Origin of the sequence: Paenibacillus ihbetae (assembly GCF_002741055.1) — a bacterium.
GTDB classification, from domain to species: domain Bacteria; phylum Bacillota; class Bacilli; order Paenibacillales; family Paenibacillaceae; genus Paenibacillus_AQ; species Paenibacillus_AQ ihbetae.
Genome location: NZ_CP016809.1, coordinates 5,825,986 through 5,849,016, shown reverse-complemented (window position 1 = coordinate 5,849,016; position 23,031 = coordinate 5,825,986). Strand labels below are relative to the sequence as shown.

At 53.3% G+C, this 23,031-nt stretch carries 14 protein-coding genes and 1 riboswitch; of the genes, 4 read left to right on the top strand and 10 right to left on the bottom strand.

Annotated features, from left to right (window positions below):
* Positions 1-3: 3 nt before the first annotated feature.
* Positions 4-1,797 carry an L-fucose isomerase gene (locus BBD41_RS26290; protein ID WP_077566879.1) on the bottom strand — a complete coding sequence of 598 codons (1,794 nt, stop codon included), beginning with the start codon at positions 1,795-1,797 and terminating at the stop codon, positions 4-6.
* Positions 1,798-1,998: 201 nt separating this feature from the next.
* Here BBD41_RS26290 and BBD41_RS26285 point away from each other — a divergent pair, with 201 nt between their 5' ends.
* On the top strand, positions 1,999-2,865 hold the full coding sequence (locus BBD41_RS26285; protein ID WP_077566880.1) for an AraC family transcriptional regulator: 867 nt from the start codon (positions 1,999-2,001) through the stop codon (positions 2,863-2,865).
* A 221-nt stretch (positions 2,866-3,086) separates the two neighbouring features.
* Here BBD41_RS26285 and BBD41_RS26280 read toward each other — a convergent pair whose 3' ends face one another.
* Positions 3,087-3,476 carry a 2Fe-2S iron-sulfur cluster-binding protein gene (locus tag BBD41_RS26280; protein WP_099479530.1) on the bottom strand — a complete coding sequence of 130 codons (390 nt, stop codon included), beginning with the start codon at positions 3,474-3,476 and terminating at the stop codon, positions 3,087-3,089.
* Between the two features lie 236 nt (positions 3,477-3,712).
* Between BBD41_RS26280 and BBD41_RS26275 the strand changes: the two genes are divergently transcribed.
* On the top strand, positions 3,713-4,972 hold the full coding sequence (locus BBD41_RS26275) for a stalk domain-containing protein (RefSeq protein ID WP_099479528.1): 1,260 nt from the start codon (positions 3,713-3,715) through the stop codon (positions 4,970-4,972).
* Positions 4,973-5,314: 342 nt separating this feature from the next.
* Here BBD41_RS26275 and BBD41_RS26270 read toward each other — a convergent pair whose 3' ends face one another.
* The 3 genes from BBD41_RS26270 to BBD41_RS26260 all read right to left on the bottom strand — a co-directional run bounded on the left by BBD41_RS26270 (position 5,315) and on the right by BBD41_RS26260 (position 13,424).
* Positions 5,315-5,791: a C40 family peptidase gene (locus BBD41_RS26270; protein WP_077566883.1), complete on the bottom strand. Its 477-nt coding sequence runs from the start codon at positions 5,789-5,791 to the stop codon at positions 5,315-5,317.
* A 3-nt stretch (positions 5,792-5,794) separates the two neighbouring features.
* A riboswitch (cyclic di-AMP (ydaO/yuaA leader) is annotated at positions 5,795-5,928 on the bottom strand.
* A 253-nt stretch (positions 5,929-6,181) separates the two neighbouring features.
* Positions 6,182-11,764 (bottom strand): pectinesterase family protein, encoded by a 5,583-nt coding sequence (locus BBD41_RS26265; protein WP_099479526.1) that lies wholly within the window; start codon positions 11,762-11,764, stop codon positions 6,182-6,184.
* A gap of 88 nt (positions 11,765-11,852) precedes the next feature.
* The gene (locus tag BBD41_RS26260; protein ID WP_099479524.1) at positions 11,853-13,424 is read right to left on the bottom strand and encodes a glycoside hydrolase family 28 protein; all 1,572 of its coding nucleotides are present in this window, start codon (positions 13,422-13,424) and stop codon (positions 11,853-11,855) included.
* A 243-nt stretch (positions 13,425-13,667) separates the two neighbouring features.
* Between BBD41_RS26260 and BBD41_RS26255 the strand changes: the two genes are divergently transcribed.
* On the top strand, positions 13,668-14,510 hold the full coding sequence (locus BBD41_RS26255) for a helix-turn-helix domain-containing protein (protein WP_099479522.1): 843 nt from the start codon (positions 13,668-13,670) through the stop codon (positions 14,508-14,510).
* 63 nt (positions 14,511-14,573) lie between these two features.
* Here the strand turns inward: BBD41_RS26255 and BBD41_RS26250 are convergent, their stop codons facing one another.
* Both BBD41_RS26250 and BBD41_RS26245 read right to left on the bottom strand, forming a co-directional pair.
* Positions 14,574-16,157, bottom strand: coding sequence for a glycoside hydrolase family 43 protein (locus tag BBD41_RS26250; protein ID WP_099480805.1), 1,584 nt, complete (start codon positions 16,155-16,157; stop codon positions 14,574-14,576).
* Between the two features lie 16 nt (positions 16,158-16,173).
* Entirely contained in the window at positions 16,174-17,286 is a 1,113-nt protein-coding gene (locus tag BBD41_RS26245) for a glycoside hydrolase family 88/105 protein (protein WP_099479520.1), read from the bottom strand.
* A 303-nt stretch (positions 17,287-17,589) separates the two neighbouring features.
* Between BBD41_RS26245 and BBD41_RS26240 the strand changes: the two genes are divergently transcribed.
* The gene (locus BBD41_RS26240) at positions 17,590-19,065 is read left to right on the top strand and encodes a serine hydrolase domain-containing protein (RefSeq protein ID WP_237086927.1); all 1,476 of its coding nucleotides are present in this window, start codon (positions 17,590-17,592) and stop codon (positions 19,063-19,065) included.
* 149 nt (positions 19,066-19,214) lie between these two features.
* Here BBD41_RS26240 and BBD41_RS26235 read toward each other — a convergent pair whose 3' ends face one another.
* From BBD41_RS26235 to BBD41_RS26225, 3 genes are all read right to left on the bottom strand, one after another.
* A complete protein-coding gene (locus BBD41_RS26235) occupies positions 19,215-20,708 on the bottom strand; it encodes an extracellular solute-binding protein (RefSeq protein ID WP_099479515.1) in 1,494 nt (497 codons plus the stop codon).
* 69 nt (positions 20,709-20,777) lie between these two features.
* Positions 20,778-21,650: a carbohydrate ABC transporter permease gene (locus BBD41_RS26230; RefSeq protein WP_077566889.1), complete on the bottom strand. Its 873-nt coding sequence runs from the start codon at positions 21,648-21,650 to the stop codon at positions 20,778-20,780.
* A 106-nt stretch (positions 21,651-21,756) separates the two neighbouring features.
* Positions 21,757-22,728, bottom strand: coding sequence for an ABC transporter permease (locus BBD41_RS26225; RefSeq protein WP_099479513.1), 972 nt, complete (start codon positions 22,726-22,728; stop codon positions 21,757-21,759).
* Positions 22,729-23,031: the final 303 nt, after the last annotated feature.

Genomic DNA, 23,031 nt, shown 5'->3' with positions numbered 1-23,031 from the left:
TTTTTACTTATACAGCGGACCGAAGTTCTGACAAGCGCGGAAGTCGGCGCTTTCCGGATCGGCGGTGCCGAATAAGCCCCAAGCACGCGGGCGGAATACCTGCTCAGCCGGTACATTATGCATGTTGACCGGAATGCGGAGCACCGATGCCAGCGTAATCAGGTCGGCTCCGATATGGCCGTAGCTGATGACCCCGTGATTGGCTCCCCACTGATTCATGACTTCGTATACGCTTGTGAACGCGCCTTCGCCCGTAATATTTGGAACGAACCAGGTGGTCGGCCATGTCGGATCCGTACGCTTATCGAGCGTATCATGAACCTCGGCCGGCAAGTCCACCGAATATCCCTCCGCGATCTGCAGCACCGGCCCTATGCCCTTGACCAAATTCAGGCGGAACATCGTCATCGGCATTCCACCGCGTGTCAGGTAGTCCGTGGAGAAGCCGCCGCCGCGGAAATACTCAAGGGAAGCCGGTCTGAACTGCGTTGCCTTCAGGGTCCGTTCCACTTCTTCGTCGGTAATCTCCCAGAACGGCTTCATGACCGGCTTTCCGTCCCGCTGCTGTTCACCGGTGCCGTCAAGCGCCGCGGAGCCGGAGTTGATTAAATGCAGAATGCCGCCCGCTGCTTTCCCTTCAAGCTTGTAGCCGGTCACCCGTTCAACCGAAGCCGGGCTCCAGTATGTCCGTACGTCCGCGAATATCTGAGCCGTATTGGTAAGCAGATAACCGAACAGCATGCCGACCCCGTTCAAGCTGTCATTTTCCGTCGCCACAATATACGGCGAACGCTTGCCGTTCCAGTCGAAGGAGGAGTTCAGAATGGTTTCAAGGAAGTCCCCGTTCGGGAAGTGATCGGTCCATTGACGCTGCCCCTGGAAGCCTGATGCGATCGCATGATGTCCTTGTGCTTCCTCCTCGAAGCCCAGCTCCGCAAGGCGTGGATTACCGATCATCAGATCGCGCGTAATCAGCGTCATTTTTACGACCGTTTCCCACTCGTAGTCCTTGCGTTCACGGGACGTCTGAAGCTTCTGCGGGTTGTTGTCCGGTCCTTCGACGCAGTTCTCCTTCACCCACGCCAGCGCCAGCTTGTACTCCTCAGGGTCGTAGATTTCCTCTTCCAACCGGCGGGTAAATTCACTCATATCGACATATTCATTCCGCATGCCGAGGTATTCCTGGAAGAAGCTGTCGTCCACAATCGAGCCGGCGATCCCCATCGACACCGAGCCCATGGACAGATACGCTTGGCCGCGCATGATGGCAGCAGCCAGACCGCTCCGTGCAAAACGCAGCAGCTTCTCCTGCACGTCATCCGGAATCCGGGTATCTCCTTCATCCTGCACATCCTCGCCGTAAATACCGAATGCAGGCAATCCTTTTTGCGCATGAGCGGACAGCACCGCAGCCAGATAGACCGCACCTGGACGGCCCGTGCCGTTAAAGCCCCAGACCGCCTTCGGTCTGGAAGGATCCGCATCCATCGTTTCCGTTCCATAGCACCAGCAAGGCGTCACCGTGATCGTAAGACCGACATCGGCATGCTTGAATTTTTTCTCAGCCGCCGCCGCCTCGGCCACTCCGCCGATACAGGTATCGGCAATGACGCATTCCACCGGCTCGCCGTTCGGATAATGGAGCTGCTCCGACAGCAGCGCCGCAACCGCCTTGGCCAGGTTCATCGTTTGTTCCTCGAGGGATTCCCGCACGCCTCTTCGCCGCCCGTCGATCGTCGGCCGGATTCCGATCTTCGGAAATCCGTCTCTCCATCTGTAATCGTTTTCAATCGTCATAATGCCACGCCTCCCAAATCATTGATTATATCCACATTGTAAATAGATTCGATATGCGGGATAACCCACTATATTGCTTTGTTGCCCTGGATATTCAGCAAAACAGTGAACCGCCGGCCTTGAACTGAAAACGATTTCGAGATAACGCAATTATGCAGTATAATAATGACAGGAAGTTTCGCTTTGGGGAGGGACAACGACGTGCCGAAGATTGAAATACCACACAGCAGAAGCGATCAATTCCGATTCAAGAAAAATCCACAGCTGCTCTTTGCCGGACAGGTCGTGGATGAAGACTTCTTCTACGGACCGCCGCAAATCCATGATTTTTGCGAAATTTTGTATGTCGTGGAAGGCCGCGGCGAATTCAGGATCGCGGGCAAGGTGTACGAACTCCGAAAAGGAGATGTGGCCATCTACAATCCGGGTGTGCCGCATGAGGAGAAGTCGGCAGGAAGCAGTCCCTTTAAAGTCATCTATTGCGGAGTCGATTCCCTGCATATCGAGGGCGTTCCTCAGGGAATGCTGCTGCCTCCGTACGTGGAGCCGGTTATTTCATGCGAGAAATACGCATATAAGGTAGAGAGCTATCTATCGGACATCATTCGAGAATGCGATTCTCAAATTCTTGGCTATGAAACGCTGAGCACGAATCTGCTTATGTCGCTGATTACGGTCATTTACCGGATTATCGACGTGAAGCACCAATTCCAGGCGTTGAAAGGAAAACATGAAATTGCGCTGAGAACCAAGCAATTCATTGATGCCAACTACACCCAGAGCATCAGCCTGAAGGACATCGCCGACACGCTGTATGTCAGTCAGCACTATTTATCCCATCTATTCAAAAAAGAGCTCGGCGATTCGCCCTTCAACTACTTAATCTCCAAGCGGATTGAAGAAGCGAAACGTCTGCTGTCGGATTCCGACGCCCCCGTGCACGAGGTTGCGTCGCAGGTCGGATATGGGAATGATAAGTATTTCTCCATGCTGTTCAAAAAAATAACCGGGCAGACGCCATCCTCCTATCGGGAAAGTCAGCGGCGGCAAGCCCAGTTGACGGAATAACGCAAGCAGGCAGCGGCTATGATGCGGCTGCCTGCTTGACGTTTATGCGGCGAATGCGCCGCCAATCGCAATCCCGTGACGAGGATTGCCGGCTTCCTCGCGCCGACAACGCACTCGTGCCGAGGCACGAATGGTCCGTGTAAGCGAGCTTCGAGCAATCATCAAGATTTTATTAGACGAGGGACGGTCACTTGTTAACCCAAAAAGGTACAAATATTCTACTAAAAATAAGGGGCATGCTTAATCTTGATCGGGCCGACCGATTCGATCCGGCTTTGGCAGCCGAGCCGGTACCCTTCCTCGAGCTCTTCGGGGTCCAGCCTCTGTTCCTCCGCCTGATTCGGTGACGACAAATGCTGGACACCAACGCTTACATGGCATCGGCAGCGTGCGCATGTGCCCCTTTTGCAAAAAGAGTTCCAATCCACATCGTTCCGCTCGGCCAGATCCAGCACCGTCATCCCAAGCACGGGAGCAACGCTCTTGTGAACCTCCCGACCGGAAAGCTCGATGAGCTTGTCGGGAACAGCCTCCGCCAGCTCCTGTCCACCGGATGCAGACGGATGACCGGCCGAATGGCTGTTCTTTCTACTCCTCCAGAATTTAAACACGATATATCCTCCTAAAATGCCTGGAACTATTCACTCCTACGTACGCTTACCATTATACTCGAAAGCCGGGCTATTCTCACGCCTTCTATACGCAGACATTCAATGGAAAACCGCTCTATTTATTTATTTTGTATTCTACCAATATTTTGCTATACTATCATTGCTGTAAACCGTTTCATAGATTCATTTATCTTTCATAGAATGTGGGGGAGATTATTATCGGATACTCAAATCGATTGGGAAAGCTGGCCGCCGCCTCCCTGCTCTCTTTGTCGCTGCTCGGAACCGGGGCTGATCATCATCCAGCCCATGCGGCACCATCCATTTACGTTCTGTTGGATGATGTTCCGCTTGCGTTCGATGCGGCTCCGCGAATTGAGAAAGGCGTAACGTACGTACCTTTCCGGGCCGTGGGCGAGGCACTGGGCATCGATATCAAATGGAACAGCAAGACTCAAACCGTGCAGGCGGTAAAGAACGGCACCGATAACACAACCGAGGTTCAGCTCAGAGTCGGCAGCACCACCGCCGTGGTGAATAAGAAGAACGTCAAGCTGCCTGCAGCGCCCATCATGCGCGAGGGACGCGTGCTGATTCCGCTCAGCTCGTTCAGCAGCCAATTCGGGGCTTCCGTAAAGTGGAATCAGGCAACGCGCACCGTATCGCTCAAATCACCGAAAAGCAAAATGCATCTGCGGGCCTTCTATGCCATTGAATCCTTCAAAGAGCGGGATATTATTCAATGGATGAATTCCGTCGCCTTTGGCTGGAGCCGAATTGACCGTAACGGCGAATTCACCCTTCAAGGGGTTGAATACCGCATGCCGGAAGCCGCCGGAGACATCACGCCCCAGTCACTTGTAGCCGATGCGGAAGAACAGGGCATTAAGCCCTATCTGATGGTATATGCACTGGACGGTAACGGCGAGCTGACAAAAATGATGAGCGACGCCTTGCTGCGGATGAAATCGATCGACGGGATTACCGCCGCCGTTGCGGACAATGGGTTCGGCGGAGTCGTGCTTGATTTCGAAGGATTGGGCTTCAAGCTGGATGCCGCCTCCCAGCAGAAGCTGCTGAACCAATACGTGAAGGACCTTAGAGCTGCCTTGCCGAAAGGGGCTGCCCTGTCCTTGGCCGTACCTCCGTTAAACAGCGCCTATAAAGGGTATGATTACAAAACGCTTGCATCGATTGCCGACGATCTGATTATCATGGCATACCAGTATCACCCGGTTGGCAACAAAGACCGAAAGCCGGAACCGAACACGCAAGTGCAGCAGGCCATTCAGCTTGCTTTGGATGCCGGGGCACCCAAGGACAAGCTGCTGCTTGGTATCAGCCTGGGCAGCGAAACGGAGAACTCCATCGACGACAAGCTTGGTCTGGCCAAGCGCTATCAGCTGAAAGGTGCGGCATTGTGGCGGCTCGGTATATTCAGAGTCTACGGTGATGATATCGAAGGCGCCATGAACAAAGCGGTGATCAAAGAGTGATCCGTAATAAAGGTTGAAGCGTGGATGAGTCCATCCTTCCTCTCTTCACCATACAGGCTGCCGGTCGCTATGGACCTGCAGCCTGTTCAGCTTGTTCAATGCTTCCGTGATAACCGAGCATCTCTGACAGCCAATGAAACGACACAGGCTATGAATTAGCCGATGCCACTCTTCCGCATGACCGGCACAAAAAAAATGACCTCCGTTGTAAACAGAGGTCATCATCAAGACTTATGTATGTATTCGGTGCAATCAATAAAAATCGACCATAGGATTCCTTTACTAGGACTTTCAAGACTTGCATCGTGCAGAGAGTCGGATCATGATCAAGGATTAGCTGGTCTAGCTAACGCTTCCTACCAGCTTCGCATATTCCTCTTGGCCTAGCACCCGACGTGCGGTAACATAACGAGGCTTATAGTAAGAATCGCTAAGCTTGCTGATTCGAACACCCTTGCTGCTTGAAGCATGTGCGAACTGCCCGTCTCCAATATAAACGCCAGCATGTGAAATTCCCTTGCCGTTCGTGTTGAAGAATACCAGATCACCGACACGCAGCTCTTCCTGGTCTACATGCACGCCTACTTGGGCTTGTCCTTGGGAAGTGCGCGGAAGGTCAAGATCAAAATTACGGAACATATACAGAATAAATCCGGAGCAATCAAATCCGCTTGTGGTTGTTCCGCCCCACTTGTACGGTGTTCCTACTAACTGCTTCACTTGCTGCTGAAAGTTAGGCTGCTGATCGGCAAACGCTGTCACGGCACCGGAAGAAAAAATGATTGCGGATCCTAGCAAAGAAATGACCAATTTCTTCAAAATATATTCTCTCCTTCGATGCCTACGGAGTTAGCTAAGGGTTCGGCTGAAGGTCACCTATATTCCCTCTACTACAAGAATAATTCACCCAGGACGGTTCCCCCGTTTTCTTTAGCGAAATTCGGCAAAATTCATTAACATTTTGTAACCCTTTCTTAATATAGTATACAAGCTAGCAAACTGTCAATAATATCCGATAAATCTATCGTTTTTTAGATATCGCCGTCGAATCGAAAGAGTTTCAACAGTGTTTTTACTATATGAAAGGTCACATAGTCATGACATTTATGTTAAAATTGTTTCCGTTTTCTCGTGCGGCGAAATTCTTCATATAAGAAGCCGGCAGCTAAGGCGCCGGCTTCTGTACTAGCAAATGCAAGCTGTATGAAATCACATGTGGTTTATCGACTCGGCATGCCGCAGCAGGACGTCTGCCGCCATTTCTGACAGATGCTTGCCTCGCTGCGCCCCGACTTCATTCTCAAAGCTGCCCAGATTCCCCTTCTCCAGCTTCTTCGTCAAACTGTTCGCGATCCCTGCGTTCCGGATATCCCCGCTGCTCAGGAACCGCTCGATCAGGGCGATCATATCGCCGGGGCTCGTCACCGTCTGAAATTCAATCTCGGCTGCTGCCGTATTGCCCGCTAGATCTGCTCCTTCCACGGTCAAGACATGATCACCGAGCGGAAGCTGATACAGCGGGATAGCTTCACCGGGTGGGACGGGTTGGCCGTCCAGCTTAATGACCGTCCGGCTTCCATCAATGCCGGAAACGGAGTCGGTCATATGGATGACCGGCGTCCAATCGCTGGAGACATTCCATCCTCCCTCTTTTGCCGGTGGCTCTACCCGAATGTCCGGCGGGGACAGATCAATGGCCAATGGAACGGATTGGATGCTTTCTTCAAGACCTGCAGCGTTGACAGAGCGGTAATATAGCGCAGCCGATGCCGCTTCCTGGTCCAGAACGATCGGCCCCGAGTAGTGAGTCCAGGTAACGCCGTCAAAGCTGTAGACGGTTTCGGTAACGGTCGAACCGTCGTCTTGCACGCTCAATTCAACGGTAACTGGCACCGTGTACCAGCCGTTCAGGCCGTTAGGTTGTTCCGGCGTTAATTTGGAAGCCGTGTGCGGCGGCGTATCGTCATCTTCCCCGTAAGGCTCGGGAAGAACCGGCATCATGGTCGGATCCCAGCCATCCGATCCTTTCATCATCATGGGAACCGTGTACAGATTGGCTTCGTCCGGCGTGAGCTGCTTCGACCAATTCGCGCGGGCCTCGGCTGCCGCGCCAGGTCCGGTATTGTTATATTCGTAGTATTTGGCGGTTTTCTCGTTATCCGGCCTTCCCCAGTTATGCCAGCCTTTATCGTGCACGATTCCTTCCATTTCCGAGTTCATGAACAGCACATGGGCAAACGGTCGCCATGGACGCCCAAGATAAACATCGAAGATTCCGCCCGCTCCCGTAATTTTGCTGTTGATGAACAAATATCCGTAAGATTGATTTTCCGGGGTGCTGGCGGCTGTAATATATCCCCCTGAACGGACATTGTGAATGACGCTCTGGTCAAACACGCCGATTCCTGGTCCGTAAATAAAATCAACCGCTCCTTCAATATAGCTGTTCTTCACGTACACCCGTTTCCCGGCATTGTTCACAAAGAACGTGTCCTGATATCCGAGCATTCGTACATTGTTGAAATAGGCCCGATCGCCCCGCAGATCGATTGCCGCCGCCGGGCCTTGGGCACCCGCTCCATTCGCAAACGTGATGTTCTCGGCGGTAAAATCATCGGATTCGATTGCAGTGGCACGCTCATTGAATCCGGTGCCCGTTATCCCGGTATAGGTGATGACCGTCTCTTCCTTGCTCTCGCCGATCAAGCTCACGGCATGCTTCGTTTTGGGAACGGTAACCTGCTCCTCATAGATCCCGTTACGGATATAGATTATCGCTCGGTCCGTATTGCCATCCGGGATGGAGTCTATCGCGGCTTGAACGCTCGTAAACATACCTGTACCGTCCTTGGCCACGATGATGATCGAAGCAGGCGTTGCGCCTTGAGGATAGCTTCCGACTCCCGGTCCGTTCCCGTTTACCGACCTGACCGAATAATAATAGGTTTTACCTGTAACGACATCCGTATCGATCAAACCGGGCTGCCGCAAATCAGACGCGATGACCTTACCTTCTTCGTTTCTGGATTCCGACCTTGTAACTTGGTAAGAAGCCGCACCTTCTACGGCTGACCAGGAGAGCTTGACGCGGTTCTTGCCCGGGTTCAATCGAAGATCAGCCGGAGGCGGCGCGGTACTCGCAGGGAATGGAATGACCCGAACCGCTTCAGAATTCGCGCTGGAGGCGGCGCCGTTATGTGCGGAAACGACATAATAATAGGCCGTCCCGTTCTCCAAGCCGCTGTCCTCATAGCGGACATCCTTTACTTGATCGGCAATGACCGTGTAAGGGCCTCCCTGAACGGTGCTTCGCTTGATCTGATAACTCGAAGCTTCGGGTAAGGCATTCCATGAGATTACAGCCGATGCATCAGCGGCACTCGCGTTAACTCCCGCTGGCGATTCTAGCGGCGCCACCGGGCGGGCCTCAACCGGGTCCGACGCCTCGCTTTCGCCGGCAACGCTAGTCGCAGTTACCGTATAATAGTAGACTTTACCGTTTACAAGCCCCGCATCTCGATAGAAGGGCTCTTCTACACGTCCTACCTCGATATAGGGCCCTTCCAGACTCTCGCTTCGTCTCACCGTATAAGTGATTGCATGCTCCACCGGCTGCCAGGTAAGATCCGCCTGGGTGTGACGGCCAAGTCCCGCGAGCTCCGCCGGCGCCTGCGGCTTTACGGCATTCACCGACGGCGTGACACGCACTTGGTTGGAGGGATCGCTTTCTCCAAACTCGCTCACGGCCGTAACCACATAATAATAAGTGGTTTCATTGATGACGCTCGTATCCGTATACGATGGATTGGAAGCACTCCAATCGGCAGCAACGGTCTCGTAAGGTCCCCCGTTTGTCGTGCTTCTTTTAACGGTATACGATAGAGCGCCTTGCGTACTGCTCCAATCCAGCTGAACCTTTCCGTTCCCCGGGAGCGCCCGCAAGCCCTTAGGCGCGGCTGCCGGCTCCACGTATACCTTGATGTTGTCGAAGTAATAGGTCCCCTTGCCGGTTCCGGGCGTTCTGCCGAACAAGGCGCTTCCCAGTCCTAACGTCCGCATATCGTCCCTAAGCTCAGCCCCCTCCGCTGCGAGCACGTTGTCCACGTAAATATCCATGGTGTTGGCGGCCGCATTGGCAATGACCTTCAGATTGTACCAGCGGTTGGCGGCCGGGAGGCCGGTCAGCTTAACGTCTTGGCCATTCTTGTTCTTGTAAACCAGGGCGTAGGCATCCTCCTGAATCGGTAGCTGGGGCTTGCGCACCTCAAGAGCAATCGGCGTCTTGGTACCTTCTGCATCCTTGATTTGAAGCAGCACCGAAGTGCCAGGCATGGCCGGTGACATGAAATCCGTCTCGACAACGACCGTGCCTGCCTGCCTCGGGAAGTTGATTGTAAACCCTGTGCTGCCCACGGCATTATCGTATACCTTCAGCGCCTTTTCCGAATCGTTACCCGTAGAATTGACGGGGACTTCCTCCACGGTGACCGTATGATCCGCATCCTGAGGCTGCGGGATCACGCCATATCCGTCAGGCACCGAGCCGGCTTCAAGGTTTTCGAAGTCATCGTTCACATAATACACGGTTTTCGGACCGCCGCCTGTATCCGCCGATAGATTGACGTTGGAAATTGTCGCGGTATTGTATTTCCACGTCTCATTATTCACTTTGGCCGCATCCGCCACGAGACCGGCATAGACTTGCTTGGGCAAATCGACCTGGACATTTCCGACCGTGGTCCAGCTGGTTCCATCTTGAGAGATCATCGAGGTGAATTGGTTATCCTTGCGGACAAGCTTGATCCAGTAGGGCAGCTGAAATTCCTGCTCCGGCTGAATTCTTGCAGCTTCTCCCCCCTCTTCTGCGCGGCTAAGGGTGACGCCTCTTTTCCCCGTACGAATATAAGGGACGACCAGGGAAACGAATGGAGCATCCTCCTTCAGGCTCTCGCGGAACATGATACCGGCTTCTGCTTCTTCGTTCGTGGGGGTAATGGCTTCGACGCGAGCAACAATTTCAGCATCGCCCTCTATTTCCTGATAGGCAAAATGAAAGACGTCCTCTGTGCCGCCGATATCGCCTGCCGCCTTGACGGTCACTTCGCCGGGGCGGTTACCAAGCTGCGTGTGTCCCGGAATTCCCGGACTGCCGACATCTGCCGACTTCCAAGGCTTAATGCTCCCTTCGGTGTTCACATGAACGACCACGCTTGTCGAGAACGCCATCGTACCCGTATCGTCAACCGCTTTCGCAGCCCAATAATGGGTGCCGTCCGCGGCGTTCGTCCACTCATAACTGAACGGCTTGCTGTCGTCCTCTCCAACCTTCTCCCCATTCCGGTAAAACTCGACTTTCGTTACGCTTCCGTCTTCATCCGAAACGGACGCTTCAATCGTTACATCCGATCCGGCTTTCACCACCGTGTTGTTCGCCGGAGATGTAATGACCGCAGAGGGATTGGCCGACCCGTTGCCTGTAATGGAATTCAGATACAGCTCCAGATTCGTATATCCTTCCTCATTGACCAGATTACGGTCGCTTGGATCCTTCGGATCCAGACCGCGGGCGGCCTCCCAATCATTCGGCATCCCATCATGATCGTCATCCTCTATCGTGGATCTAACCGGTTCTACGATCGGATATCCCCCTACTTCATTCTGAGAGTTGATATGCATGCCGGTTCGGTGAATAACGTCATGGATGATTCTGGCATCGACGGCATCCCGCTTCGGCAGGATGGCGCCAGCGCCTTGCATGACCCTTTCATAAGCGGCCTCGGCGGATTCGGTCGGCAATGGATTGGCGAAGGAAGCGGGGGCTTCCAGCTTCACGTAATTCGGGTATTTATGAACGCCTGACCAGTTATCCTGTGTATATTCCGGGTATCCGTCCATGATGTTACCATCGATATAGTAGCTTCCGGTGCTCTCCGCATTCATGAACCGGACGACTTCCGTTTCGGGGCCGGGCTTGTAATAATTGTTGATGATATTGGTAACCGCGCCTTTACCCCCGTAAGAAGCAAAGAAACCCCAGTTATATACAACGTTATTGCGAAAATCATGGGAGTTGCCGGCTGTGCTGTCAAAGGCAGGGTTGCGGCTGGAGTTGTGGGCGATCAGGTTATGATGAAAGCTGGTGTTCTTTCCGCCCCATATTCCCCCGTAGCCGTGTCTGCCTTTGGCATGCCTGCTAATATGCATGGCGTCTGCTATGATTGACCACTGCACGGTGACATTTTCGTTGCCGTAAGGGCTGAGCACTTCGTCGACGGACCAGCTGAACGAGGAGTGGTCGATGATAATATCTTTCTTGTACCGCCCGCCAAAAGAGTCTGCTTCCGTTTCGTTCATATCGCCCAGCCGGAAGCGCATGTAACGGATGATCAGATTGTTTCCATCGAAGGACGTCGGGTATCCGATGACCGTAATCCCATCGCCCGGAGCCGTTTGGCCGGCAATCGTCAAATTGTCACCGAGAATTTTGAGCGGAGATTTCAGCTGAATGACGCCGCCGACCTTAAATACAACGGTCCGGTTCCCGGTGCTGACGGCGTCACGCAGCGACCCCGGACCCGAATCGGCCAGCGTCGTTACCTCGTACACGTCGCCGCCCCGGCCGCCGGTCGTATACTTGCCGCCGCCTTCGGCCCCTGGAAAGGCAGGCGTCCGCAGCGATTTCGCCGGAACTTCGGATTCAGGGCCCTCCTCGGCATAGGCGGCTCCTCCGGAGAAACCGGTAAACAGCATCGTGAGAACAAGCATTTGCTTCAGCCATTTTGCAGCTTTCAATGGCGAACCTCCTTATCATATTGAGATAGTTGCAACGGTTATAATTCCATCACCTCCTTTCTAAGCCTTAATGCATCCAACAGCAAAGCTACTTGATCACAACCTCCTCCGGTTCCACTTCAGAAGAAATCATAATCTGCCCTGCCCTATCGGCATGCAGCCCCGAGCATTCGATTTGCCCGGACCGTTCCCCGGTAACCACAAGCAAGCGGTCATCCAGCGAGTCGCTTTCCCCCTTGACGTTCACCACCTGTACATTTCGGCTCTGGTGAAAGAGAAGCAGCGGATTGTCCTGATTGCGAAGGACCATGTCCTGAATCGTCAGGTTCTTTCCATTGCGGCATACAATGCCTTCCCGACTTGTGATGGCCGAGCGCATCACCGTCACCTTCTCCACCGGCATCTCTGGCAGTCCATTGATGAGGAGCGCAGTATGCGCGCCGCTGCAGACGATATCCTGAATAACAATATTGCGGAACACGGGGGTTTCCTCGGTAACGGGGAGCATCGCTTCCGCTTGGTATTCGCCGGAGCCGGCTTTCCCTTCGTAATATAAATTGAAGGAGATGGCATCCCCGTCGATATCCCGCATCCGGATCCGTTCAATGAAGATATTCTCGACCACGCCGCCGCGTCCGCGGCAGCTTTTAAACCGGATGCCGATATCGGTGCCGATGAAGGTGCAATCGGATACGTGCACATCCTTGATGCCTCCGGACATTTCACTGCCGATAACGATCCCGCCGTGGCCGTGATAAACGGTGCAGTTCCGGATGCTGATCCGCTCGCTCGGCTTTCCCAGCAGGCGCCCGGCTTCATTTTTGCCGGACTTCAGACAGATCGCGTCATCTCCTACATCAAACGAGCTATTTTCCACGATCACGTATTTGCACGAATCGATGTCCAGTCCGTCCCCGTTCTGGGCATACCATGGATTGCGGACGGTAATGTTTTGAATGGTAATCTGCTCCGACGCCCAGGGATGCAGGCACCAGGCTGCGGAATTTTGAAAGGTAGGGCCGCTGAGCAGAATCCGCTTGCAGTTTCTCAAGCTGAGCAGATTGGGTCTCAGATAGTCTCTGACAGGCTCATAATCCTGGGGATTTCGGCTGCCTGTCTGTTCGATCCGGGCCAGGTTCTCCTTCCCGTCCCGGGCAGCCGGCGTTGGCCACCACAGTCCCTCGTCATCCACGACGCCGCCGGTATGAATTAAACGATCCCACTGGCTTTCCGTCAGCTTCCCTTGCTTAACGGGCCTCCAGGCTTCGCCGCCTCCGTCAAAGATGCCGCTGCCGGTGATTGCGATATCCTCCAATCCTTCTCCATCGAGCGGAGACTGGCAGCGGAACATCTGCCGGCCCTCATAAGTAGACATCCGGATCGGATAAGCTTCGAATTGCTTGCTGAACATGACGAGAGCACCGGCAGAAGCGTGAAGCTCAATCCGGCTCTGCAGGGTTAACGGACCGGTGTGCCAAATCCCCGGAGGGATGACCACCTTCCCCCCTCCTGCCTTTGCGCAAGCTTCGATTGCTTGATGAAATGCCTGGGTATTGTCATAAACGCCGTCTCCTACAGCGCCATAGTCTGTGATCATAACTGTGTATTCCGGGATTACAGGCAAGTCGGGACATATTGCTTCTTCTGTTTGTTTGATCATGCTTACCTCCGCTTTAGTAAGTTTCAAGTTTGATTATTCGATTGATACCACATGAAGATGTAAGCGCTTATAAAAAAATGCTGCCGATTGCAACCAAAGCCCTTGAAGATCGTCTGCAGGCATGTTATATAATTTTCTACGACCCCAATTGGCCGTATCCGTTGTCTCCGACCTGTTTAGGTACATCAGGCTTCACGAATGACAATAGGATCGGGATCCGCGGTTGCAAAGGAGTTAGAGAGAATGAATGACCGGCTGCAGCCCAAGTACCACATTGGAGAAGATGATTTCTCCATCCAATACATGTCGAGAAACGGTTCCAGCAGCATGCCCCGTCCGCATGAGCACCCCTACTTCGAGCTGTATTATCTGCTTAATGGAGAGCGGGTCTACTTCATGGACGATAATGTGTTCACCGTCAAAAAAGGGGATATGATGATCGTGAACCCGCATGATCTGCATTCGACGGCAAGCTCCGATAAGCTGATCTTCGAGCGGGTGCTGATCGGCTTCTCCCGAAGCTTCATCGAAGAGGGCGATGCCGGCGTCGCCAAGCTGCTCGATCACGGAACATCCAGGCTGGTTCGCATTCCGCTGAAGCATCAGCCCGAAATCGAACGGCTGCTCCTCTCGATGCTCGCAGAATGTCAATCCGGGCAGGCACATTACGGCTCGTTGGTTCGCGCGTGGATGAACGAGCTGCTCATCCGCCTGCACCGGATTGAGACCTCGCTCCAATCGCAGCCCCCTGAATATGAGCATCCGATGCACCAGAAAATTTCGGAGATTGCCCAGTATATCAAATCCAACTATCATGAAAGGCTTACGCTCGATCAGGTCGCCAAGCAGTTTTACATCAGCCCTTCCTATCTCAGCAGAGTGTTCACTAAGCTGACGGGCTTTCACTTTCGCGAGTACCTGCAGGTGGTACGGATTCGTGAAGCCCAGAAGATGCTTGTGAGCAGCCGGGAATCCGTACAATTCATCTCCGAGCAAACCGGATTTGAGCATATTGCCCACTTTAATAAAACCTTTAAAAAAATCGCAGGCACGACGCCCCTTCAATACCGTAAGCGCCATGGATAGCCTCAGGGCCGTTCGGGCTGATCCAATGCCGGGTTCCCCGTCTAGGAGCAGCCCTTCCAGCTTCTATTTCTCTCCTCTTCCAACCCGGAACCAGTCGATATCCGCATACCCTCTGTCTGAGTGATCCTCTCGGCTCGCCGCAAACAATCCTACCTTGGCTCCGACCCAGTGCCCCTTTTCCGCTTCGAACTCCTTATCTCCGCACGGCACGAAAGGACCGCCAGCGCCGGCGTACTCGAAGCGGCATATAGCGCCAGGATGAACCGTCACCCGCAGCGTTACCTTCCCTTCGCTCAATCCACCGGACCACACAATATGTTCCGCCTGGTCGTTTCCTTCGGCACGGAGGAGTTCCATGCCGGATCCGTCCTCCTTCATCCGAATGGCTGCATAAGCAAAGGCTCGCCCGAATATGATCAGGCCCGCATATTCACCGGGCTTGAGTGCCGTTCCGTCCACCCTCGCTTCAGCTTGAAATACTTCTGCCGGGAATTTCTGCATCAGCAAGTGAGGGGCAGCGTAGATCGTGCGGGAGGACTGGTTATCCGGCACCGGGAAGGCAAATAATCGCAAATGGCTCTCCCTCTCGAATGCGTACCAGGCCGGATTGGGATTGGCCTGCCATTGCCACTGGAGACCAAGCTCAGCCCCTTCGAATTCGTCCGAATCATCCGGTGCCTGAATCGCATGCTCCCCGCCGACGTTTGGCTTCGGATAACGCAGAACCGGTTCGCCGATCCCGTCCCCATTCGCATCGATACCGATCTGCGGCCAATCATCGACCCAGCGCATCGGCTGCAGATGAGTGATTCGCCCGTATGCCCCTTTGTCTTGAAAATGCATGAACCAGCATTCGCCCGAAGCGAGCTCTACCCAGCCGCCTTGATGCGGGCCGTTAATCGGGCTGCTGCCTTGATGCAGTACGATTTTGTCCTCATAAGGCCCAAAGACCGAGGTTGACCGGAGCACGGTCTGCCACCCCGTTGATACTCCCCCGGCAGGCGCAAAAATATAATAATAACCATGCCGTTTATACATCTTCGGCCCTTCCATCGTCGGATGATGCTCGGTCCCGTCGAAGACGATCTGGCCTTCATCCAAGAGACGCTTTCCGTCCGGGGACATCCGGCACATTCTTAATAGGTGCTTGATGCCGCATCTGCTTTTGGCGAACGCGTGAACCAGGTAGGCCTGGCCGTCATCGTCCCAGAACGGACACGGGTCGATCAGGCCTTTCCCCTCTTGAACCAGATGCAGAGGCGTCCAGCTGCCTGCCGGGTCCCTTGCTGTGCTCATCATAATGCCGACATCCGGATCTCCATAGAACACCCAGTACTTGCCGTCATGGAACCGAAGGGCCGGAGCCCACACGCCGTTCCCGTGCTGAGGGACGTCATAGCCCGGCAGCTCCATTCGGGGCAGCACATGATTAATAATCCTCCAGTTAATCAGATCCTTCGAGTGCAGAATCGGCAGTCCCGGCAGATGGCCGAAGCTGGAAGCCGTCATATAGAAATCTTCCCCGACCCGGATCACATCCGGATCCGAATAATCCGCATGAAGCACCGGGTTCACGAACGTCCCGTCCCCCTGGTCCGACAGCCAAAGTTTGTTCTGTAATGCTTGCAGTGTTGACGATGAGTGCATCATCGAGTTCCTCCTCCTATAACGAATCTAGTAACCGCTCCATTTCCAGACTGGCAAGGATGAAAGGCGCCACGCCAATCTGGGCATCGGACACCACTTGTTCACCGATGTAATATTCATACGAGCCGTTGCGGTCATCGCTCAGCCCTGCTCCATGGCATATGGAGTGAAGATGCACGCCGGTTTCGCCGGCCTCAACAAACCGCTGAATCAAACCGGCGTACGCCCGCTCCGCAACAGGCCTTGAAGGCTGCTCCAGGTACTGGAGCCGAACGCCCTTGGCCAAAGCATAAATAAACATGGAGGAGCCGGAGGTTTCAAGATAATTGCCTTCCCGGAAGCCCTGGTCGAGCACCTGGAACCACAGCCCGCTCTCTTTCTCCTGCCATCGTGCCAGCGCTCGGCTTAGGCGCTCGAATATGCCAATGATCGTACCGCGCTGCGGATGATCTACCGGGAAAAACTCCAGACTGTCCACAAGCGCCATCGCATACCAGCCCAAAGCCCGGCTCCAAAAGTTCGGGGACCGCCCGCTTTCCGGATCGGCCCAAACCTGTTCCTTCGCTTCATCCCATCCGTGATACAGAAGACCCGTCTTGGGATCCCGGGTTCTGCGCTCCACCAGCAGAAGCTGATGTGCCACCTCGTCAAACAATTCGGGGCGGTTGTAGGTTTTGGCATACTGCGCCAGGAACGGCGAAGACATATAGAGCCCATCCAGCCACATCTGAAATGGATATACTTTTTTGTGCCAAAAACCGCCGTCCGTCGTCCTGGGCTGGCTGATGAGCTGGGCGGCCAGCGTATGGGAAGCCTTTTCATAACGGGAGTCTGGAAATTTGGCCCTCAGGGCAAACAAATTCTTCCCCTGGTTGATCTGGTCCAGATTGTACTCCTCGATGCGATACCCCCGAATGCTTCCATCCTCTTGAACAAACAGATCCATATGCCGTTTCATGAAGTCGAAATAACCATCCTTGTTATAAAAATCCCCTGCGCGGGCGATCGCCATGAGCATCATCCCGGGCACATACGCCCACCGGCGGGCAATTTCCGGGTGAACTCCCTCGCCGTCCGCTTGACGGAGGATCGTCTCCACCGTCCGGACGGACCATGGGTTCCCTTCCATCCATATCCCCCCTCAATCTTCTTGGAAGTATAATTTCAAGCTTCATTATAATGAAACATAAACGATAAAAATTCCGGGTTTGATGCTGAATCCCCCGCATATTTTGCATTTTATGCTCTCTTTCCCCGCACTCGCTTCCTTCATGAAGCTAAAAATGCCGCTAGGATTCAAATCCGGCAAAAAAAGCAAAGAATGAACCGAATTAAACATCGGAGACCGTTTTTATAGGAGCATGCCATTCGGTAACATAGATGGAAACGAAGAATAAACAAGCCGCAAAAATAAGAAACAGCTGAAAGGTTGATGATGATGACTTCACTGCCTCGAGTCCGTCCGGAGGAGGTCGGCATTCCTTCATCCGCCATCCTCCGCTTTATGGAGGACATGACGGACAAAAATATGAACCTGCACAGCTTTATGCTCCTTCGGCATGGCAAAGTGGCAGCCGAAGGCTATTACTTCCCGTTCCACAAAGATTTAAGGCATCCGATATTCTCGGTCAGCAAGAGCCTGACATCGGCCGCTGTCGGCATTGCCATCGGAGAAGGGCGGATCTCCCTGGATGACAAGGTCATTCATTTTTTTCCGGATAAACAGCCGGAGACCGTACATCCGTACACAGCCAGTATGACCATCCGGCATCTCTTGAGCATGCAAACCGTCCACAGAAAATCAACCAATAAGGAGGCCCGGGATATCGTATTCGAATACCTTCATACGCCGCCGAGCCATCCCCCGGGAACCGTCTTTGCCTACGATACGACAGGTACGCATACGCTGTGCGCCATTCTCCAACGGGTCACGGGGACTACCGTACATGACTATCTCGATGCCCGCTTGTTCCAGCCTCTCGGGATGCAGGATATCGAGTGGGAGACCTGTCCGCTCGGAATTAACCTGGGCGGCAGCGGGGCCTATTGCACCACGGAGGATCTGGCCAAATTCGGTCAGCTCTATCTGCAGGACGGGGTGTGGAATGGGACGAGGATCCTCCCTGAGGGCTGGGTAGAGCAAAGCACGTCCAAGGTCGTTGATAATTCCAGTGCCGGAATTTTGCTGGAAGGGCGAAGCGGTTACGGGTACCAGTTCTGGCGGGCCAGGCGTCAAGCCTACTGCGCATTCGGAGCCGGAGGGCAATTCGTTCTCGTCAGCCCGCACCATGACGCCGTGTTCGTGTCGACGGCCAACACCATGCTGAACCGGGATGAGCACCAAGGGATTCTTGACAGCGTCTGGACCCATCTGATTTCTTCCATGCAGGAGCCCTGCCCCTTCGATGATGCCGGTTATGACCGGATGCAGCAGCGTCTGAGCGCCTTGAAGCTCCTTCTGCCGAAAGGAAGCTCCTTCTCCCATGCAGCCGCACAAGTCTCGGGACACCCTTATCGCCTATCAGCTAACGAGCCGGGATGGACAGACTGCCAATTTACGTTCAGTGATCAAGCCTGCGAGCTCATCTTCATTCATGAAACCGGTCGTTCCCGTGTTGTATGCTCCATGAATGATTGGCATATCGGTCCCGATCCTTTTTTCGGCCTTCCCTCCGCTTGCGGTGCAGTATGGGCAGATTCGTCGACTTGCTTGATTCACATTCAGCTGCTGGAACAGCAGCAGATGTTTATTCTTACCTGCCGCTTTGACCGCGACGGTCTAGTGCTGCAAATCAAGCCGGCCGGCGCGCTTAAAACGAATCATCTTGATCTCGTGCTAATCGGAACGCCAATCAACAAGCCTCGAACTATCTGTTCATCATTTGCCTCTCCAGATAACTTGCATTGATTAAATTTGCATGTTAACCAGCCGCAATGAAATGCTCTTTCGATCATGAATACCGTTTATACGCGAGCGAGAGACAATGCAGTCAAGTACGTCAAAGGCATTTCCTTTTACTTGCCCGCTTTGTCTCCCGTTTGCATGATCAATGACCGTTATTGCTGATTCGCATAGGACTCTTTATATTCTGCGGCCATTTGATCGCCGCCGCTCTTTCTCCATCTCTCCACCTCAGCCTTCCAGCCGGCCTCGTCAATCTGCCCCATAATAAACTTGGTTTGCGCATCGGTGATGATCTGCTCCAGTTCTCCGCCGCGTTCATTGTAAGTCGTTGATTTCAGGGTCAGCGCCGGATTCGGCACAATGTATTTCTCGTTCTCGAACACGATTTTTTTGTTCTTGTTAAACAGCTCCGTTCCTTTCGGCTTCTTCTCCATGTTGTACAAATCGCCCCGCTGCGGCAGCGTGTCACGGTAAGGCTTAACCTCCTGAGCATCCTTATCCGCATCGATCGTTTCGGTATAATCTCCTACAACTTTGTAATGGACGCCCTCGATGCCTTTATTAATGACGTTGACCATTTCGGGATCCAGCAGCTTGTCGACGAAGGTCAACACTTTCGCCAGCTCCTCTTCAGACTTGACCGTCGATTTCGGGATTGCCAGGAACCCGGTATTTCCGCTTTCTCCCGGAACCCGAATGCCCTCCGGACCTTGCAGCGGCGATACGTCGACAACCGCTTCCGGAACGACCTTCTCCAGCTTGGTTTGCAGCGATTGGCCGTTACCGCCTGAGATTCGGATATTGGCGCGTCCCGATTCGTACACCTTGTTGAGCTCGGAGGAATCCACCACAGCAAAATCCTGATTGATCAGCTTCTCTTCATATAATTTCCTGAACAGCTTCATAACCTCGAAGAACTGCTCGGATTCAAACTCCGGATAGAAATTGCCTTGCTCGTCGATGCCCCATTTATTCGGTGCGCCTTGGGAAACGGCAAGCCGGGTTAACGTTGATGCCGTACCCTGGTTGTAGCCTTTGTCCAGCATCATTCCGTAGGTGTCCCTTTTTCCGTTGCCATCCGGGTCCTCCTCCGTGCTGTACCGGATAATTTCATACCAATCATCCAGGGTGACAGGCTCCTTCAAGCCGGCTGCATCGAGCCAGTCCTTGCGGTAGCTGACGATCGCCCGTCCCATGTCCCGGAACAAGGGGATGCCGTACACTCTGCCGTTCACGCTGATGTTGTCGTAGTAAGCCTGCGGCTGAGCGGCCAGATTCGGATAATTTTTCAATTGGTCGGTGATGTCCCAGAACAGATCGGCTTCGAGCGAGCTGATCGTCGTTGGCGTATAGTTCAGCTTGATCAGCTTCGGAAGCTCATTGGAAGCGACCATGACATTAACCTTCTCATCGTATGCGGAGTAGGGAATCCACTGAATCCGCAGATCCGTGTTCGTGTATTCGCGTATTTTTTCCTCAATCGGATTATTCGGGTCGGGTATTTCACCTACCTGGTTAACGACCAGGGTGAGCGGATAAGGTCCGTCGCCATCAGCCCCGCTCCCGCCGCTCTTGTCCCCGCATGCCGTCACGACCATCATCCCCGCCAGCATTGCCATTACGGCTGTCATCCATCTTTTCTTCATCTTTACCCCTCCATCATATTCATTTCTATAGAAACCCCTCTTATGGGAAGAAGGCACCATCCAATCGCTTTATCCTTTCACAGAGCCCAGCATGACCCCTTTCGCAAAATGCTTCTGCAGAAAAGGATACACGAGCAGAATAGGCACGGTGGCAAAAACGATGACCGCCATCCGAATCGTTAACGGCTGCACGTCCATTTCGTCGAAGCTGGAATCCCCCACCCGGCTCTGCGCCAAAATCACGATTTCCCTAAGCAGGACCTGAATCGGCCATTTCTCGTTGTCATTGATGTATAGAATCGCATTGAAAAACGTGTTCCAGTGAGCCACAGCATAGAACAAACCAAACGTCGCCATGGCCGGGAGGGATAAGGGAAGCACGATTCGAATCAGTACCCCCAAGTCGTTGCAGCCGTCGATTTTGGCCGAATCCTCCAGCCCGTCGGGAATTTGCTGAAAAAAGTTCTTCAGCACGATCAGGTTAAACGCACTGATGGCATTCGGGATCATCAGGGACCACAGCGTATTGGTCAGATTCAACCCGTTCACGACGAAGTACGTCGGAATCATCCCCCCGCTAAAGAGCATCGTAATCAAAACGCCCAGCAGGATGGGATTTCGGCCCCGGAGATGAGGCTTGGACAACGGATAAGCCATCAGCGATGTAAACGCCAGGTTGATCAGTGTTCCTACTACCGTAATATAGATCGAAACGAGCAAGCTTCGCGGCAGTGTGTCCGACGAGAAAATATATTGGTACGATACGAGCGACCATTCCTTGGGCCATAAAATCAATCCGCCCTTTGCGACTTCAGCCGGGCTGGCAAACGAAACCGCCAGCACATACACGAATGGAAGCACACATACGATCGCAACGATGAATAATATGGAATGGTTAATGATATCAAACAGGCGATTGCCCCAGGTTTGATCTTGACGCATGTCTATTCCCTCCTCAAGTTTTGTCAGCGTGGCTCCTGAATGGACTCCGTACAAAACTCACATCGAAAGCATGTTGATCTTCCGAAAAATGCATCCACGGCATCCCCTAGTACACCCCTTCTTCCCCAAATCGCTTGGCCATCCAGTTGGAACCGAGAACCAAAACCAATCCGACGAAGGATTTGAACAATCCGACGGCTGCGCTGTAGCTGTACTGCGCCTGCGTCATCCCTTTGGTGTACACATACGTATCGAACACTTCGCTCACTTCCCGGTTCGTCGGCGTGATCATCAGGAAGATTTGCTCGAACCCGGAGTCCAGAAAGTTGCCTAAACGTAGAATAAGCAAAATGATGATCGTGCTGCGGATGGCCGGCAGCGTGATATGCCACAGCTGGCGCCAGCGTCCTGCTCCATCGATCCGTGCGGCTTCATATTGCTGCAGGTCTACGCCTGCAAGGGCGGCAAGAAAGATCACGGTACCCCATCCGACTTCCTTCCAGATCGACTGGGACACAATCATCGTCCGGAACCAGTCCTTCTCCAGCAGGAAAGCGATTTTCTCACCCGTTATCTGATAAATGATTTCATTCAGAATGCCGTTCTCGGTCGTAAACAAGATATAGAAAATACCTACGACGACAACCCAGGATACAAAATGCGGGATGTAAATCAAGGTTTGCACAAATCTTTTAAAGCGTTCCCGCCTCAGCTCATTCAGCATGAGTGCCAGTATAATCGGCAGCGGAAAGAAAAAGATCAGATTATATAACGCTAAAATGATGGTGTTGCGAAAAAGCATCCAAAACTGCGGTTCGCTGAAGAAGCGCTCAAAATGCTTAAAACCGACCCACGGGCTGCCGAAGAATCCGGTATGCGGCTTGTAATCCTGAAAAGCCATCGTCACCCCGTACATCGGCACGTATTTAAATACGATAAAATACAGCACGCCTGGCAGCAGCATCAGATACATCCATCTGTCTCTGACCAGATCCCTCAGTAAGAGCTTTCGTTTCTCCAGACGCCGTTCCCTCTTTACTTGCGGTCTTGTTGTTGCCGGAGCTTGATTTGAATTCATTGCATCTCTCCCCCTGCCTGTTTGAACATCATTCTTGTTGCCTGGACTGTATGCGTTTTCATGGAATTATTATCCGCCACCGGCTTTATGTCCGGCTATACTCCGTTCATGACTTTACGCGCAAGCCTTCTGCAATTGCCTTTCCGGCAAGGGCTTTAAGGGTTCCATGATTTCTCCGGCATATGCCGGATTTCACCTTCTGTATGCTGCATATGACATCCTGTGCGGAGCCGGAGCTTCGCGGTATAGCGCTATGGACGGTATGAATTGGCCGTGCCGTGAATATATCCGGGATTCATTTGC